Annotated in this window: 10 protein-coding genes and 1 pseudogene; 5 read left to right on the top strand and 6 right to left on the bottom strand. The window is 57.2% G+C overall.

Annotated features, from left to right (window positions below; genetic code table 11):
- Positions 1–406: 406 nt before the first annotated feature.
- On the top strand, positions 407–697 hold the full coding sequence (locus AC3WVQ_RS35095; RefSeq protein ID WP_034800005.1) for a hypothetical protein: 291 nt from the start codon (positions 407–409) through the stop codon (positions 695–697).
- Positions 698–772: 75 nt separating this feature from the next.
- Positions 773–1,744 (top strand): YhjD/YihY/BrkB family envelope integrity protein, encoded by a 972-nt coding sequence (locus tag AC3WVQ_RS35090; RefSeq protein WP_192359112.1) that lies wholly within the window; start codon positions 773–775, stop codon positions 1,742–1,744.
- Positions 1,745–2,504: 760 nt separating this feature from the next.
- Here the strand turns inward: AC3WVQ_RS35090 and AC3WVQ_RS35085 are convergent.
- The 5 genes and pseudogenes from AC3WVQ_RS35085 to AC3WVQ_RS35065 form a co-directional block, all read right to left on the bottom strand.
- The gene (locus AC3WVQ_RS35085; RefSeq protein WP_034800004.1) at positions 2,505–3,386 is read right to left on the bottom strand and encodes a DUF72 domain-containing protein; all 882 of its coding nucleotides are present in this window, start codon (positions 3,384–3,386) and stop codon (positions 2,505–2,507) included.
- An 86-nt stretch (positions 3,387–3,472) separates the two neighbouring features.
- Entirely contained in the window at positions 3,473–5,788 is a 2,316-nt protein-coding gene (locus tag AC3WVQ_RS35080) for a glycosyltransferase family 4 protein (protein WP_110819831.1), read from the bottom strand.
- Positions 5,785–8,963, bottom strand: a pseudogene (locus AC3WVQ_RS35075) (glycosyltransferase). The gene AC3WVQ_RS35080 and the pseudogene AC3WVQ_RS35075 overlap by 4 nt, the downstream one beginning before the upstream one ends.
- A gap of 8 nt (positions 8,964–8,971) precedes the next feature.
- Entirely contained in the window at positions 8,972–11,314 is a 2,343-nt protein-coding gene (gene glf, locus AC3WVQ_RS35070) for a UDP-galactopyranose mutase (RefSeq protein ID WP_192445637.1), read from the bottom strand.
- A gap of 39 nt (positions 11,315–11,353) precedes the next feature.
- Positions 11,354–12,517, bottom strand: coding sequence for a glycosyltransferase (locus AC3WVQ_RS35065; RefSeq protein WP_192359118.1), 1,164 nt, complete (start codon positions 12,515–12,517; stop codon positions 11,354–11,356).
- A gap of 479 nt (positions 12,518–12,996) precedes the next feature.
- On the opposite strand from AC3WVQ_RS35065, the gene AC3WVQ_RS35060 reads away from it, so the two are divergent.
- From AC3WVQ_RS35060 to AC3WVQ_RS35050, 3 genes are all read left to right on the top strand, one after another.
- On the top strand, positions 12,997–13,506 hold the full coding sequence (locus AC3WVQ_RS35060) for a YciE/YciF ferroxidase family protein (protein ID WP_192359121.1): 510 nt from the start codon (positions 12,997–12,999) through the stop codon (positions 13,504–13,506).
- A 117-nt stretch (positions 13,507–13,623) separates the two neighbouring features.
- Entirely contained in the window at positions 13,624–15,771 is a 2,148-nt protein-coding gene (gene katE / locus AC3WVQ_RS35055; RefSeq protein ID WP_192359124.1) for a catalase, read from the top strand.
- A gap of 495 nt (positions 15,772–16,266) precedes the next feature.
- Entirely contained in the window at positions 16,267–16,485 is a 219-nt protein-coding gene (locus tag AC3WVQ_RS35050; protein ID WP_110819836.1) for a hypothetical protein, read from the top strand.
- A gap of 232 nt (positions 16,486–16,717) precedes the next feature.
- On the opposite strand, the gene AC3WVQ_RS35045 is transcribed toward AC3WVQ_RS35050, so the two are convergent.
- Entirely contained in the window at positions 16,718–17,359 is a 642-nt protein-coding gene (locus AC3WVQ_RS35045; protein ID WP_089046231.1) for a helix-turn-helix domain-containing protein, read from the bottom strand.
- Between the last annotated feature and the right edge of the window lie 45 nt (positions 17,360–17,404).

The following is a 17,404-nucleotide window of genomic DNA, read 5'->3' as shown; positions in this document are numbered from 1 at the left end:
CGTCCGCAGGACTTCGTCCATTTGTGTCTCCCGTCGGCGCAACGTGGGAATTTTATTTCGGCGCTTTTGGCGAATTCTCGCCCGTCAATGGTCGAAGAAAGCCACACGGAGGGATAGCGGCGGCATGAGACCCTTCCAGCAGTTACGCTCGACAAGCGCGGAAGCGTCCGCTTGGGGGCGAAAGCGACGAGCGCCCTGCGGAACGTTCAAGCTTCTCGCCGGTTTTGGCCTGAGAGAGGAGCCAATTATGGGAATCAACGAATCAAAAAGCGGCGCGCGAGGTACTCCATCACATAGACTTGGGATACTTGTCCGGGGCCGATTGGACTTTTAGCGCGCTTATCGGATTTGCGGCCGATGCCAGTCGAGCGATGATGCCCGCCTGCCCAGATCAAGGAAAAAGACGATGCGGAATTCAGTTGCCGCGGTCATTGTCAGCGTTTCGCTCGGCGGATGCACCGCCGGCGTCGCGACTTACGGCTTCTCGCCAAACTTAGAACCGATACCCGGTAGCATCACCTATCGCGGCCAGCCTCGCACCAAGCTGACGAAAGCACCTGTGGGCAGCATCGTGCCACACGAGTTTCGAGACCAATTCGGTCGGCGCGTTTCTGAGATCTATGTCATTCAGCCGGATCGCTCTCTTCGTCTTGTCTCCCGACGCAGGCAGACATTTGATTTTTTCGATGACGATTAAGGGGACTTGGCATCCGTAGATTGACGGACGAAGAAATCGCACAGGCGATTAACTTTTAAGCGGCAAGAGGTCGATGTGACGAAGTCAAGGGAAGCCGTGGAACCGGGCAGGGGGCGAAATGCTTCAACGCCTGAAGAGATACCGCCGAAAGGCATTCGCGATGTCTTTTGGCGTGTTGTTTCAGAAATGTTCGAGGAGCGTGTTTTCCTGATCGCGGCGGGGGTGAGTTTCTATCTGCTGTTGGCACTCTTTCCCGCTCTTGCTGCCCTCGTGTCCTTTTACGGCTTCATCGCCGATCCCATCGACATCGGAACCCATATGAGCGTGCTGGACGATCTGTTGCCACCCGGGTCTTACGCTTTGATTTCGGACCAGTTGAAATCTTTGACATCCCAGAAGACGACAACGCTTAGTTTCGGTTTCGTCAGCGGCTTGTTCATCTCGCTCTGGAGTTCTGCCAATGGCATTTCGGCGCTTTTTGATGCCATGAACGTCGCCTATGGCGAAACTGAGAAGAGGACATTCGTCACCCGGACGCTGCTTTGTCTCGCATTCACGTTCGCCGGGTTGCTTTTTGCGGTGGTCCTGATCGTGGCAATCGGCGTCATTCCCGCCTTGCTGGCGTATCTGTGGCTCGATTGGTGGACTGAAATCCTGACGAGGACGGTGCGGTGGCCGATGATCCTCTTCCTCGTCGCTATCGGCACGGCCTCGATCTACCGGTACGGGCCGAGCCGCGAGCGGGCGAAGCTACGGTGGCTCAATTGGGGTATCATATTCAGCACGTTTATGTGGCTCGCCGCCTCTTGGCTCTTTTCCTTCTATTTTCAGAATTTCGCGAACTACAACGCGACTTACGGCGCTCTCGGCGCGCTAGTGGGTTTCATGATGTGGGTATGGATTTCGACGGTTATCCTCATCATAGGTGCTCTGATTAACGCGGAGCTCGAACACCAGACAGTCGTCGACTCCACCACCGGTATACCGCTCCCGATGGGTGAACGCGGCGCCTACGTTGCTGACACACTCGGCAAAGCTGCCGACTAGGCGCGTAAAGCCACGTCGGTTCGCGCACCGCTCTACGAGGCGGGGATCTGCAGACCCGAATGAGCCGATCACTCTGAAGGTCGGGTGTGCGCACCGTCAGCAAGAAACGCTCAACGACCGACGTTGTGGCGCGTGCTCAGCTCCGTTATAGTGACACCGACACCAGTGCGCTCGGCGTTCGCACTTCGACGAAACCTCAAGCCGCGGCAGATCGCGTTCGCTCATCGCTATGAATTCCATGCGCGATCTCCCAGGTCATCCGCCCTCCGGGAAGCGCGTGCACAAGTCCAGGGTGAACCGTGGTTAGGGATCCTGCCGTTGCTCCGACACGAAGCCGAATGGCCGGTTCAGCGACACCAACGTCGGGTTAGCTGTGCCCTTCGATTTCCGCGGCCGGTCTGCGAGTAAGCCCGAGAGTTCGCAAACTCCTGCTTCGTGAGGCCGATGCACTAGCGCATACCCGGCAAACGCAAGCCGCCGCGGCGCGCCTGCTCAGTGGATCCTGGCGCATCTGCGAACCTCGCTCTTTTGTGGGCCTTTTCCGTCGTGCCACTTTGATCAAGCTCCTTCCCGGCGCCGATCTCAGGCGCTGAGTGAATGCCGCAGGGGCGGTCAACTGCCTCATTGCTACGAACGGCAATTGTCGGAGGCCCCGGGCGGGAGGTGAGATCGTGAAGGGGGCCGCACGGCGGCCCTTCAATGTTTCCGATAGAGATGGCGAGCCAGATAGGGCTATAGGCAAAATCTGATCAAAGGGAGTCTACTCGAGCAGCAGCTCCGACAGGCGCTTGGCATTCTTGATCGCATGACCATCACGATCATTGTTGAAGTAAGCCCAGACCGTTTTCGCTCCGCTTTGGCGGATGCGTTCCGCCCATATCCTCAGTTCGGCGTCACTGTAATCGTGCCTATACCATTGGTATGGCCCGTGAAACCGCACATAGATGTCATCGCAAGTCTTCACGAGGGCGTCGGGCAGCCGAGGGCCACTGCAGGAGCAGAAAATGGTTCCATTTTTCTCAAAAGCGTCGAAGACGTCGTCATTCCACCAACTCTTGTGGCGGAACTCCACAACGTTTCGACGGGAAGGGTCAAGCTGAGCCAGTATGGTGTGCAACATCTCGGCGGAGTAACGGACGCTTGGAGGCAATTGAAACAGAAAGCAGCCCATCTGGGGGCCGAGAACGTCGGCTATGTAGCCAAAGTCCTTGACCAAGGTGCTGGTGTCGTCGAAGCGCCTGACGTGGGTAATGAGCTCACAGACTTTGACCGTGTAAACAAAATTCGGTCCTGCTTGTCGCAGCCAATTCCTCACCGCGGCGATCGTCGGCCATGAATAAAAGGGCGCATTGAGCTCCACCGTTTGGAACTGCTGGGCATAGATGGGAAACCACTTGCTCGAAGGAATATCTGCCGGATAAAGCTGTCCTTTCCAGTGCCAATAGTACCAACCCGAGCAGCCGATATGGAGGCCGTGTAACAGGTCCCGCGGAATGGTGAGCGCGCCTCCATTCGTCCCCAGCGCCAATCTCAACGCATGCATCTTTTCGGCCCGGCCTATATTCGCAAGCCGCTGCCTCTGTCGGCGCTGCGCGCGACGGGCGCGACGTTCTGCGAGTTCTTCCGAAGAGCGCTCCACCATCTGACAATCCGCCGTTTTCCCTGGTCAGAAAGTCTCGAGACGGGATTTGGTCCCTGCTTTCCAAACACCTATCCATCTTTGCGCCATTACATCCGTGAAGCACGCGAACTCCGGGGCGGAGCATCATGTTTGTTTGCGATTTCTTGAAGAAATGCCTCGATCGTTTTGACCTGATGGAACAACTGATCCGCCAACGGCCTGTAAACATTGCGAAGAGGTGGCGTTGGTTCAGCTGACAAAAGGCCATTGTCGCAAGGGCGACCGTCATCCCAGCCCGCATGATTGGCAATAGGATAAAGACATACTGCCTCTATAGGCACTCCCCACATCATAGCAGCCCTGACTTCTTCGCCGACATATGCCAGCCAATCGGACCGGCGATCGCCTTCAGTACCCGTCTCTGCGATCAGCATTGGCCTGCCATATCGAGCGTAGGTTTCGACAAGAATTTTGCGCAATGGTTTGTAGAGAGGGTGTTCGACGTCGATCGTCGGGCCGCCGTGGATCCACTGGTTGTTGTGGTAGTAGTTGACGCCGATGATATCGAGATACTTTTCCGCGCCTCCCAACTGGGGCCACAAGCGTCCCGAAATCATGTCCCAGGCTTGGTATTGTGCCAATCGATGGCCTTCAGCAGCAAGTCGATCGCCTGGTCGCTCGGGATCGGCCAAAACATTGATGGCCGGCTCGCAGTGGACAAATCGGGCCCGAGGCTCGACCTCAAGAATAGCATCCATCGCCGCGATCGAGGCGCGCGCAAGCTGCACCTTGAGCTCAAAGCCCCTGCGCCCTGCCCAAGGGTTGAGGTAAGCAGCATCTCCACCCGCCCATGAAAAGAAAGAGATTTCGTTGACAGGCACGAAGAACGGCGGGGCGGCGATTTCGCTTCGCAGGAGTTTTGCGGCAGCCCCCGCAAAACGCGCAAACCGTCTCACAAATTCAGGCGACCATATATCGATATCATCGGGCCAGCCGTAGTGCATAAGATCCCAGATGACCTGCGTTCCGGTGGTGCGCGCTGCGCGCATTAACGGTAAAACACTGCTCCAGTCATATGTTCCGGGCAGTTGCTCGACCAGATGCCAGCGAAAACCATCCCGTACGCTGCGGATATGATGGCTCGCCAGCTGACGGTAATCATTTTCCGCATATTGTTCGTGTTTTATCGAGGCTATCATATCCAGGCGCCGACCCCGACCCACCCCATCCCTTGGTCGGACGCGGTGGGTGGAACATTCAAAGCCTCCTTGGAAGAAAGACTGGAACAGTCCGGTCGGAGCGCACGGCGTCCTTTCCTCAAGGACTTCGTCAAAAAGCGCCTGCCACTGCGGAACCACCGCTTCGACGCTGTAAGTCTTCTCTACATGCAAACGCAACTGTAGACCGAAGCTGGCGCGCAACTCCGGCGATCCGGCAAGCATTGTGACGGCCTCTGCCACTGCTAGTGGATCGTCATGTCCGACAAAATAGCCAGAAAGGCCGTGTTTGATCTGTTGTCGTGAACCGTTGTCGGCCGTTGCAATGACCGGAAGGCAGGCGGCCCCAGCCTCAGAAATGACATGGGGCATGCCCTCATCCCGCGAAAGCCAGACGAACACGTCGAACGCTGCAAGCAGGTCCGCGACGTCGACCCGGTCACCCAGGAAGCTCAAGACGGCATCCAATCCAAGCTTGCTACACAGAGCCTTCAGATGCTGCGCATATTCGGGCATGAATGCATCTGGTCCTCCCACGATCACAAAGCGCATGGTGTGATCTTGTGCGTGAATAATCGCGGCCGCCTCGATGAAGGTCTCGACATTCTTTTTTGCATCAAGACGCCCGACCCAGCCGACCAGGATCGTGTCGTCGTAGATGCCGAGTTGCCGGCGCGTTGCAGACCGCCGGCTCGGCTCGAACTCCTTGAGATCGACCATAGATGGGATCTCTCGGGCATCACATTCCCGCCCAGGCATTCGAGACGCGGCGGCGTCGCGAATGGATCGACAGACACCCACATAGCGACTGGTCAAATGTTTCGGTCCGCTCAAAGCTTCCAGGACCAGGCCACCATGCTCGATCAACGGCGGGCGAATGTGCAGCCGTTCAAGTGCCGGGTAAATGTCTGCAACATTTTGACATGAAACCACCACGTCATAAGAAGGAATTTTGTCGGCGAGATAGGCAACGGTCTCTTCGAGCGACATGGAATAGGGCGCAGTGTCCACTTCGATGCCCAAAGCCCGCAGCTGCTGATGCGTCTGCGCGGGCATGCCGTCCTTGTGCAAGCATGCGACCACATCGATTTTGTAGCGCGAACGGTCGATATTGGCCGCAAGAAGACGAACCTCGGTTTCCTCTCCTCCCACCACCAACCAGCCGAAGACGAAGAGGACGGTCTTGGGGCGGCATGATCCGGTCATGGCCCCACCTTGAAGACGATCTGCAAGAACTCAAACCTCCGCTGCAGCAGATCCGAAAGAAACTCCGGAGCATCCTCGAAGGGGATCACATGGGTGATCATGTGCTGTTTGATCAGTTCGCCCTCACGGGCCAACAGGTCGATTGTTTCGCCCGCAAGCCGGCGTTGGCTCCAATGCGATGAAAGACCGCGTGGAACACGATTGATCTGCGCGCAGCGTATGTTAAGGCCATTGTGGTGAAACTCCTCACCCAATCTCAACCTGTCAGCTCCACCCTGATAAAATGCCAGGTCAATCACGCTCCCCTGGGGTCGTACGGCCTTGAGTGCGACGTTAAGGCTTTCCGAATGGGCCCGGGTCTGAAACACGATATCGGCTCCGCGGCTTGCAGCGCCGTCGTGCCAGTGCGTCTTCACGTGTTGCCAGGCGTGTTCCTCTGACATTGCCTGAATGCCCATCGCCTCTGCCTTTTCTCGGCGGAACTGTGACGGATCCGCGACGAGGACCTGGCAAGCGCCAAGGGTCTTGGCAAAGAGCGCTGTGAGCAAGCCTACGGTCCCAGCTCCGATAACCAATACGCGTCGACCGATGACACCGCACCCCAGGAAGGGCAGTGCCGTTCCGAACGCATCGGCATCGGCATGGAGAATGCCATTGGCAGCTATCGGGCCCATTTGTGCGACGAAGATGCCAAGCAACGGATCGATCGTGGTGGGAAGTGGGACGAGAAGGTCGCAAAACGGGTCGGCTACATGGCCGGTCTTGTGGGCGTAGGTTGCAGCGACGATATCGTTTGTTGCGTAGCCGGCGGCGTTTGTGTCTGCGACCCGTGCCACCTCCATGTAGCCTAGAAAGGGGACGGGATATGACAGGTCAGGTTCGTTCGCTATGAAAACCCCCCGCTCGCGGTCGAAGCGCGAGTGAAAGTAGGGGTTGGTGTTTTTGAGGAACGTTAACTCGGTCCCGGCCGAAAACCCGGTAAAGAGTGTGTCGAGCTGTACGTGACCGTCGGCTGGCGCCTCTTCCTCATATTCCAGGAAGTACATTTTGCCAGGGCGCTCGACGCCGAGGGATCTTATGGTGCGGCTGAACATCGGCACAATTCCTAAAAGTTGTGGAGGTCGATCGGCTGACCGGTTTCGGCAGACTTGCTCAGAGCTAAAGCAATGCGGTGGGTCGCGAGCGCCTCATGGTAAGGGCAACGAATGCGATTTTCGCGGCCCCGCACCGCATCGACGAAGTCGCGATCCTCCAGCCGCACCGGGTCTCCGTCGGCCCGGCGCACCGGCCTCCCCGCCCCGACATCCACCATGATGTCATGGTCTGTCAGTTCAATCGCCAAGCCATCGGCAAAGAGGTTCAATCCCATGTGATGCCCCCACTTCAAGGCACACGTGGACGCAATGTTTCCGATTGCACCTGTTGCGAATAAAAAGCTGGCCGTGCTCGACGTGGCAACATCGAGATCAGGAAAGTCATCCCTTTTTCTATGCGTCGTCTGGCCGAATACCCGGACGATATCGCCGACAAGATAACGGGCGAGATCGACGATATGGGTCGTCTGTTCGACGGTTTGCCCGCCTGATGTCTCCTTTTTCCACCACCACTTCGGGGGTGGAGTCTGATCGAGCCAGTAGCCCGAAACAAGTTGCGCAGGGTTCTCAGCCAGGCATCGGCGCGCTTCCTCGACGGTGTCTAGGTATCGCCAGTGATAGCCCACCGCGGTAATCAGGCCGGCCGCAGCAATGCCCGCGGCGAGCTCCCTGGCAAGATCGAGATGCAGGCTGATTGGCTTCTCGACAAAAAATGGAATCCGAGCCGAAATGAGCTCTCGCTCGACATCGCCATGCGCAAATGGGGGGACACAGATATAGGCGGCATCCAGTTCCAGTTCGCCCAGCATCTGGGCAGAGGAAGTAAAGGCTCTGGCGCCAAATCGGCCTGCCGCATGCTGGGCCCGTTCGATGGCGGGATCGGCAAAGCCTACGAGTTGCACGTCGTCGAATTCCGCCAAAATATCGAGATGGCGGGACGCGATCCCGCCCACTCCAATAAAACCGATGCGCGTGCGTTTCATGGTTCGATGCTCTCTTTCGTTGGCGACCGCTGAATGGAGAACGGATCGGTAGATTTCTGCGGTCTCCTCGACCATCCGGGCTGCGGTGAATTGTTGCTTGAACCTTCGTCGCTGCGCCTCTCCCGTGCGAGCTGCCCCTGCCGGATCGGCTAGGACGGAGATAATCCCCTCAGCAAGCCCTTCCGGATTGCTGGGCTCGACAAGGAAGGGATGCTCGTCTCCAAGAGCGTCAATCGTGCCTCCGATCGCAGTCGCAACGACAGGGACCCCCACCGACATCGCCTCAAGAACCGCCAGCGGCAGCCCTTCGAACAGCGATGAGAGAACGAAAACGTCCGCCGATGCCAGCAGCGAGGCTATGTCGTTGCGCTGCCCTGCAAACAACACGGCGCGTTCAAGTCCGAGCTCTGCGACCAAATCCTTCACATTGCCGACTTCAGGACCCGTACCCACCAGTAGCAGCACAGCATTGGGGAATTGTTGCAGGACGCGAGGCATCGCCCTGACCAAGGTCAGGTGGTCCTTCTGCCGTGTGAAGCGCGCGATCGATATAAGGGTGTTTGATCGTTGGGAACCCCACTCAGACCGCACCTCGATGCCATCGCGAAGCGGTGGAATTCCGTTTCGGACAACCTTGATCTTGTTTGGATCGACGCTCTCATTCGGGAAAGTCGACCGCGCCGCGGGGGAGACGACAACCAGTCGCTCGACGAAGCCAAGGCCCTCGAAGAACGCCGCCTTCTGTTCTCCTTCGGTGAGGAGAAACGGCAAATGCTCCGTTCTGATAACCGGAACACCTGCGACTTTTCCGGCGTGTGCGAGCCCATGGCCTTCCCAGCCGATGCCTGCGTGAACATGAATAAGATCGGCATCGACCGATTTCAGCCACAAACCGCACTCGGCGATGTCGTCGAACTCTTTGACCGCCAAGCCGAGTGCGAAGGCTTTCGAAGCAAGGTTGCCCTCGCATCCTCGCGGCAACACCATCGTAACTTCAAAGTGTTCGCTCAACCCCTCGCCGAGAATAAGCATGTGGGCACCCATGCCCGATGCATCGCAGCTGTCGGTCGCAATGACGAGCTTTTGTTTTGGCTTCATGAGAGGGCTCATCGAACACCCAAGCTATGGTCCGCCGTGTCCCTGGCCGCAAATCGCTTGAAAGTCGAAAGTGCCTGACCCACAACCTGGTCCATGTTGTAGTAGCGGTAGCTCGCCAGTCGTCCGACGAAGGTCACATCGCTGCGCGAGCGTGCAAGAAGCGCGTACTGGTTGTAGAGCTCCTGATTTTCGGGCCTTGGGATCGGATAGTAAGGGTCTCCGGCTGAACACGCGTACTCGTGACACACACTCGTCTTGGGATGGACTTGCCCGGTGATGTGCTTGAATTCGGTCACTCTCGTGTAAGGAATCTCTTCAGAGGGAAAATTCACGACCCCGACGGGCAAAATTCGCCGCTGGTCGTAGGTCGTGTGTTCGAACCGCAGGCACCGGTAAGGAAGCCGACCATACTGATAGTTGAAGAACTCGTCGATCGGTCCGGTGAAGATGATATGCGTGCCGGGGAACTCATCCCGGACATCTCTAAAGTCGGTGTTGAGCCGAATATCGATGCGATCGCTATCCAGCATATTCTCAAACATCTTCGTGTAGCCCTCCTTTGGCATCGCCTGGAAGGTGTCCGGGAAGTAGCGATCGTCGGTGTTCGTGCGAGTAGGAATGCGGGCGGTAACTGCCTTGTCGAGTTGAGAAGGATCCAGTCCCCATTGCTTGCGCGTATAGCCCTCGAAAAATGTCCGGTACAAATCCAATCCGACCTGCGCGATAACGACGTCCTTCGAAGTGCGCACCCGGTCCATCGGCTCCGCCTTGGAGGCGAGGTACTGGGCAGCCGCGTCGTCGTCCTTCAAATCAAGTCCGTACAGCCCATTGAGGGTTGTGCGATTGATCGGTATCGGCAAGAGCTTGCCCTCTACATCAGCAAGCACGCGATGTTCGTATGGCCTCCACGCGGTAAAGCGCGAAAGATAGTCGAAGATCATTTCGCTGTTGGTGTGGAAGATGTGCGGGCCATATTTGTGAACAAGAACGCCATGTTCGTTGTAGAAATCGTACGCATTTCCTGCGATGTGGGATCGCCGATCGCAGACGAGCACATTGTGCTTGCCTTTGTTTGCCAGCCTCTCGGCAAGGACTGCCCCAGCAAAACCGGCGCCGACAATCAAAAAATCATAAGAACGGCGCCTAGATCTCATTTTTGCCGGTTTTCGCGAAATGGGCGATATCGAGCGCAGATTTGTTTCAGCCGCTTCCTGCACCAATCCGTCCATTTTCCGGTGAGTCTCATCCCATGAGACCGTCGACAGAAATTCATCGACGCCTTTCAGCCATTTTCCTGACCGGGGCTTTAAATTCATTGCGGCTTCGCATGCCTCAACGAATTCGGTCGCATCGGATGCAAAGAAGACCCCGCTGATGTCTTTGTATTGACGCACGACGTCGACAACCGGCGTCGTGACCACGGCAAGCCCGGCTGCCAGGTATTCCGGGGTCTTTGTCGGGCTGATAAACCGGGTGGCCTCATTCATGGCAAACGGCATTAGAGCCACGTTCCACCCAGAGAAATAGGCAGGCAGGACCTTGTAGTCCTTCTGGCCGAGGTATTGGATGTTGGGTGCGCGAGGAAGATCCTCCTCCCTGATCTTGGCCACCGGACCAATGAGAACGATTGACCAGGACGGCCGTCGTGCCGCCAAGACGCTTATCAGTTCCAGATCAAGACGCTCATCGATGACTCCGCAAAAACCGAGGACAGGGCCAGCAAGATCCGCTTGGTCCGGTGGGCTGATCGGCACCGTTCGTGCCGACCGAAAGTGCCCCACATCCACGCTGGAGGGAAAGGGATGAATGTTGTCATGCAGGAGGCGCTTGGCGTCGTAGAGGCTATGGCCACCTGTGAAGACCACATCAGCCCGATGCATCAGCTCACGCTCCAGTTTCACCATATTTGCCGGCGCGAATCTGAAGTTGGCAAGTTCGTCCATGCAATCATAAACAATTGCGGCCGCATCGACATGCCGGGCAAATGGAAACATCATTGGTGTGTAGAACCACAGGACTGGCTTGGGATGACCAACAAGGTCCAGAAGCTCGTCGAGCAATCCGGCCAAACCCGTGTTTCGTTGTGCCTCGGTCCATTCCCTGGGAATTCGGGGCCTAACGGATTTTACGGTCGTGCCCGCGAAAGGATGGATTTCCAGATAGGCCAGATGGTGGTCTGTCGGAATAAACTCTTCAAAGAAGTAGACGTGTCGGTCGCGAGCAAACCGCTTCATGAGGTGTTGTGGCCGCTGCACGACATAATCCCACCGCAGGTGTGAAAAACAAATCACCGGCGCGCGAGCATTAGAAGAACTCTCTTTTTTCTTCAGATCTGCGGTTAGAACATCCATACTCATTCCGCGCTGAGATGTTCGTAGGCCCGAACAACTTCAATTGACGCGCGCCTCCTTGTTTGCTGACTGTTCGGCTCGAATGAGCTGGCGAAGTTTCTTGATGGAGTGTGGCCAAGTCCAAGATCGGAGGACTGCGTCGCGCGGACTAAAGTCGCTAAGCCGCGACAACATCTGGGCAATAGCAATATGAAACTCGTCCGACGTTGCGGTCGCGCCGGTCTGCGGGGTTATGTATTGCTGGCCGCATCGCAGTTCGGCGTTGGCAAGTACAGGCAAACCTGCGAGCATGTATTCGGTGAGGACCGCCGGGGCCCCGTCATCGACCCCGCACACCACGCCCATGCGAGCGAGATTCATCAACCTGTTGACCTCCGCGAAGGAGACGCCTGGAGGTCCGACAAAGTCGACATCAATCTGCAATTCCGCCGCGTGTTGACGCAACTGATCCGATCGATCGCCGTAGCCGAAAACGCAAAGCGCGCGCACGGACTTCGGCATCTTGGCGAGCGCGTGAAACAGGACATCGTGACGCTTATAGGCTTGCGCGGCGGCTACATAAATTATGTCGTAAGGCTTGGCCCCCTCGATTGGGTAGAACATCGACGGTGCTGCAAATTCCGGACCGATCGGAAGGACCGCGGTGCGTTTGCCCGGGTGACACGCCTCGACCTCGCGGCTCTGCTCTTCTGATCCGGTCAGGATCAGATCGAAGTGGCGGCTCGTGGCGAAAGGGACCCGCAACGCCGGCGCGTCGATCGAGTTATAGATTTTGAAGCTGTTTCGACAAGCCTGCAGGATTTCCTCATCGACCCCTAGGCCCCAGACACAGAGAATATCCGGAGCGCCATAGATCTCGATATGAGCAAGCATGTCGTCCGACGAAAACGGAGGGGTGTTACCGTCGAGGTGGAACGAGCGCCGTGTCAGGAAGGAACTTTCTCTTACCGTTGGTGGGGGGCCGCTGGCCAGCCAATGGCTCCAGATCTCCGCCCGATCGACTAGGCCATCGGCTACGCAGGCAATTGGCATTCGTTCGAGATAGCTACCCTTTACCTCGACATTGTCTTCTGCGGTTGGCCGAGCAGCCAAATCATCCGCGAAAGTCGATGCCCAGGCCGCCAAGCGCTCTGACTTAGTCGGGACTGTTGAAACCGGTGGCCAGCCGTCCTGGAAATCACTGATGACGACAATCTTTCGCATTACTCACTTCGCACATCTACAGTCGCGAACGTCTTGACGACCACCGCGTTTGGGGAAACGGAGTTGTATTTGTCAGGAATCTAATAGTCTCGGCTTGGAACCGCCGAGCACACTGTTTGTTCCAGTTTTGGCCAACTTAAATTTCCCAACCCATCTATTCAGGACCACCGGTGTCAATCGAGTTCCCATTGGTGGCGCCGATTCTGCTTACGAAAGCCGAACTTCAAACGTCCCTGAACACGGGATCGTCAGAAGGAAAAAGGCATCCTGCAGAAAGAAAGAATGAGTTCACTGCGTCGCCGATCTTTGGCACTGCGAGTTTTCGACGCTCCTTTTCACAGAAACCGGAACATAGCCGGCGCCACAACGTTTGGTGTGGTCTGAGGTCATGCGGATTGATGACTTGGTGACCCTCACCTGTGAACTGTTCAAAGAGTGAACTGATGTAGTTCAACTCGAAATGAGAGAAAGGCCACCAAATGGCTACCAAGACGAAAGTCCTGAGCGATCTCTTCCACGATACCCTCATGGACATCTATTTCGCGGAAAAGCAAATCCTCAAGGCGCTCCCAAAGATGGCACGGGCTGCGCGGTCTGAAGAAGGCAAAGGTGGCTTCCTCAAGCACCGGGACGAGACCGAAGGTCAAATCGAGCGGCTGGGGCAGGTTTTTGAGATTATCGGAAAACCTCTGCGGGGTAAGACATGTGAAGCCATCCAAGGCATCCTCGCCGAAGGCGAAGAAATCATGGAAGAGTACCGTGACAGTCCCGCCCTCGATGCCGGCCTCATCTCGTCGGCCCAGGCGGTCGAACACTATGAAATTGCCCGCTATGGGACGCTCAAATCATGGGCCGTCCAGCTTGGTCTCGATGAAGCCGTTCCACTGCTCGACGCCAATCTCCAGGAGGAGATCGCCACCGATCAAAAGCTGACGGCACTGGGCGAAGCTGCGGCAAACTTAAAGGCGTCCAAGCAGGCCGCCGAGTAGACCAACTCGACATGGAGAAGCCGCCGTGAACGGCGGCTTTTTCATTCCGGCACAGGCAAGTGCGCACTCTCCGCGTAGTCCCCCGGCCAATCAATTCGAAACAACGGAGTTCGCCCCATGGCCAAGAAATCTCAAGAAAAGTCGACCTTGAAGCAGCGGGAAACTGTGACGATCCATGATCAAAAGGTGCGCCGCGGGGAAGGAGGCGAGCTTCACCAGATCGCGGAAGACGATACGCCCGTCCTGACCACCGCTCAGGGCGGCCCCGTTGCCGACGACCAAAACTCCCTGCGCGTTGGGCCACGCGGTCCGCTTGTGATTGACGACTTTCATTTCCGTGAAAAGATTTTCCACTTTGACCATGAGCGCATCCCCGAGCGGGTAGTCCACGCTCGAGGCTATGGAGCGCACGGCTATTTCGAAACCTACGAGTCGCTCGCCGCCTATACCCGGGCTGATGTTTTTCAGCGAGCAGGTGAGAAGACACCGGCGTTCGTCCGCTTTTCCACAGTTGCCGGCAGCAAGGGGTCGTTTGATCTTGCCCGCGACGTCCGCGGTTTCGCGGTAAAAATCTACACCAAGGAGGGCAACTGGGACCTGGTAGGCAATAACATTCCTGTCTTCTTCATCCAGGATGCAATCAAGTTTCCCGATATTATTCACGCGGTGAAGCCGGAGCCGGACCGCGCCTTTCCCCAGGCGCAATCTGCCCACGATACATTCTGGGACTTCATCAGCCTCACGCCGGAAAGCATGCACATGATCATGTGGGTGATGTCGGATCGCGCGATCCCCCGCTCGTTCCGGTTCATGGAAGGGTTTGGCGTTCACACCTTCCGCCTCGTCAATGCAAAGGACGAGTCGACCTTCGTTAAGTTTCACTGGAAGCCGAAGCTGGGCCTCCAGTCGGTAGCCTGGAACGAGGCGGTGAAGATCAATGGCGCCGACCCGGATTTTCACCGCCGCGATCTTTGGCAGGCAATACAGTCGGGCAATTTCCCGGAATGGGAATTGCAGGTTCAGCTTTTCGATCAGGAATTTGCAGACAGCTTTGATTTCGACGTGCTTGATCCGACGAAAATCATTCCCGAGGAGGTCCTGGCGCCCCAGCCGATTGGACGGCTCGTCCTTGATCGCATGCCGGACAACTTCTTTGCCGAGACCGAGCAGGTAGCATTCATGACGCAGAACGTTCCGCCTGGCATCGATTTCAGTAACGATCCTCTCCTACAGGGGCGTAACTTCTCCTATCTCGATACGCAGCTGAAACGTCTCGGCAGTCCCAATTTTACCCATCTTCCGATTAATGCGCCGAAGTGTCCCTTCGCGCATTTCCAGCAGGATGGCCACATGGCTATGCGCAATCCGATCGGTAGAGTGAACTACCAGCCGAACTCCTTTGCGGAGGGGCCACGGGAATCGCCGATGAGCGGCTACCGGCATTTCCCCGCCGAAGAGACAGGGACGAAGGCGCGGCTACGGCCGGAGAGCTTTGCCGACCACTACAGCCAGGCTCGCCAATTCTACATCAGCCAGACCGCGCCCGAGCAACGCCACATAGCGGCCGCGCTGACATTCGAGCTGAGCAAGGTCGAAACGCCGGCTATCCGCGAACGGATGGTGTCCCATCTCCTCAATATCGACGAAACGCTAGCAACTGCCGTTGCCCAGAAGCTCGGCTTCCATTCGATGCCAAGCCCGGCTGATGCGGCCGTGCCAACACGGCAGGATCTTGAACCGTCCCCAGCGCTCAGCATCGTGGAACGCGGACCGAAACGCTTCGAGGGCCGCAAGCTCGGCATCCTGATCACCGACGGTCTGGATGCAGCGTTGTTAAACGGCCTGACGGCGGCGGTCGCCAAGGAAAAGGGGGCCTGCGAACTTGTCGCTCCGAAGGTCGGGGGCGCTACGGCCTCGGACGGGACCTGGATAGAAGCACATCACATGATCGATGGCGGTCCCTCCGTGCTGTTCGACGCCGTCGTCCTGCTGACTTCGGCTGACGCCATCGACGACCTCGTAAAGGAAGCCACCGCCCGCGATTTTGTGGCGGACGCCTTCCAGCATTGCAAGTTCATCGGCTACGACCCCTCGGCGATGCCGCTGATCGAAAAAGCCGGGATCGCCGATGGCCTCGATGAGGGTACAATCGAGCTTCCAGGCGAAAAGGGAATATCCGATTTCGTCTCGACGCTCGGCAAGCTGCGCGTCTGGGCCCGAGAACCGTCGGTGAAGCTGGGTAAAGCTTCGTCGCCTCCAGACTAGGCTCGCTGAGATCCCGCGCGCCAAACACGGGACCTTGGCCGTGGATGGTGGTGGCGTGGATCAAACGATTCGTCGCTGTGGACTGGAGCCGTTGCGGTGATGCTTCCGAAGCTCGCGCAATCGCATCCCGTGGTTGACCGAGCAGAGGCCGACAGCAGGGAAGTGCCACTTCGGACTCACGCGCGACCCGCGCATTTTCTCAGCGTTCCAGAGCGAACGATTCACAGCTCAGAGGCCGCTTCGACGAGTCCGGAAACTCGGCCAGTGGCTTTGTGTGTGGTGTGGGTCGCAGAGCCACACCACAGCTACATAGCTCTGGCTTGATATCGAGGAGGAGCCACTCTGTGTTAGACGAAATCTAGATTTGTCAGACACGAGGCCTGTCATGGGAAAGCACAGTGGAACGGGAGAACAGCCAGGGGCAACGCTGCGTGCAAAGCGCGTGCGCTGTGCGAAGGTCGGCAAGTTCACTTGTAGCAGCAGATTGATGCGGTCATGAAAGCGGCTGAGCATTCCGGCCTGCTGGGCGAAAAGAGCAGAAAGAGCGGCGGTAGGATCAGCACCGCTCTTATCGAACAAGCCAACAAGCACACCGGCATCGAAAGCGATATGACCGAGTTCGCTTTGGCAGCCGTAGCGCTTGACGACGATTTCGGATCCGCTTTTCGCAAGATCCGCCGTACCGTCAACCCCGACCTGAAACTCGGCTTCTGATTTGTCGGACTTTAATTTCGACGCCGCGGTTCGCAGGGGAAGGTTTGATCGCGGACGCACGCTTTCAAGGCGCAGGGATAGAGGACTGCCTTCCTTGACAAGCCGGTTGAAGCCGGTCTCGAACTGCTGCTCGATAACTGCGTAGGCCCTTGCGACACCGCGTTCGGTCTGCGTTGGCAGTCTTGTTCGCCCCAAAAGCGGGTGTATCGCGGCCGCGAGCCCGATGAACCGCCTATTCGCTCATCAGTCGTAGCTTTGTGAGGTTCAATACCTCGACCGCGCGTGCGCTTTTGAGTCGAATCACCCCCATGGATCGCAGCTTAGAGAAGCTTCGTGAAACAGTCTCGATCGTCAGCCCAAGATAGTCGCCGATGTCTGTCCGGGTCATTGGAAGGTCGATCGTGCCGTTTGCGCCTTGACGTTCGAAAAGGTCAACGAGGAAGACGGCCACTTTTTCAAGCGCGCTCTGCTTTCCGACGACCAAAAGATGCTCCTGCGCCCGCACCATGCACTCAAGCGCCAGAGCCATTAACTCTGAAGAACAGCGGCCTCGTTCTTCGAAGGTTAGGATTGTCAAACCCGTAGGGGCGATGCTTTCAGCGAAGAAGCTGCGCATGGTCCGCGCTTCGAAACCGAAGGTCTCTCCGGCAACGTGAAACGCAACCACCTGCCTGCGGCCGTCGGCGAGCAGACGGAAGATCCGAACAGCTCCATACTCGATCCGATAGAGCGTACCCGCCACCTCTCCCTGGGCATAGATTTCAGTTTCTGCCCCGTAGAATGAGATTGCGCGAGGCCGAGCAAACGAACGACCATCAAGGGCTACGGCGGCATTGAAGCTGAAGGAGGGGATGGAAGCGGTAGAAGCGTACATGGGACCGACCCTTTGTTGACGGTCAGATCATGACGAAGCATGGCC

The sequence above is a fragment of the Ensifer sp. EB106-05-01-XG146 genome (genome assembly GCF_058791875.1).
Note: the sequence above shows the minus strand (reverse complement) of the source record. Positions and strands in the feature narration are given on the sequence as shown.

Coding starts and splice junctions, on each gene's coding strand:
- AC3WVQ_RS35095 (WP_034800005.1), top strand. CDS start 407: ATGCGGAATTCAGTTGCCGCGGTCATTGTCAGCGTTTCGCTCGGCGGA.
- AC3WVQ_RS35085 (WP_034800004.1), bottom strand. CDS start 3,386: ATGGTGGAGCGCTCTTCGGAAGAACTCGCAGAACGTCGCGCCCGTCGC.
- AC3WVQ_RS35080 (WP_110819831.1), bottom strand. CDS start 5,788: ATGACCGGATCATGCCGCCCCAAGACCGTCCTCTTCGTCTTCGGCTGG.
- glf (WP_192445637.1), bottom strand. CDS start 11,314: ATGGATGTTCTAACCGCAGATCTGAAGAAAAAAGAGAGTTCTTCTAAT.
- AC3WVQ_RS35065 (WP_192359118.1), bottom strand. CDS start 12,517: ATGCGAAAGATTGTCGTCATCAGTGATTTCCAGGACGGCTGGCCACCG.
- AC3WVQ_RS35060 (WP_192359121.1), top strand. CDS start 12,997: ATGGCTACCAAGACGAAAGTCCTGAGCGATCTCTTCCACGATACCCTC.
- katE (WP_192359124.1), top strand. CDS start 13,624: ATGGCCAAGAAATCTCAAGAAAAGTCGACCTTGAAGCAGCGGGAAACT.
- AC3WVQ_RS35050 (WP_110819836.1), top strand. CDS start 16,267: ATGAAAGCGGCTGAGCATTCCGGCCTGCTGGGCGAAAAGAGCAGAAAG.
- AC3WVQ_RS35045 (WP_089046231.1), bottom strand. CDS start 17,359: ATGTACGCTTCTACCGCTTCCATCCCCTCCTTCAGCTTCAATGCCGCC.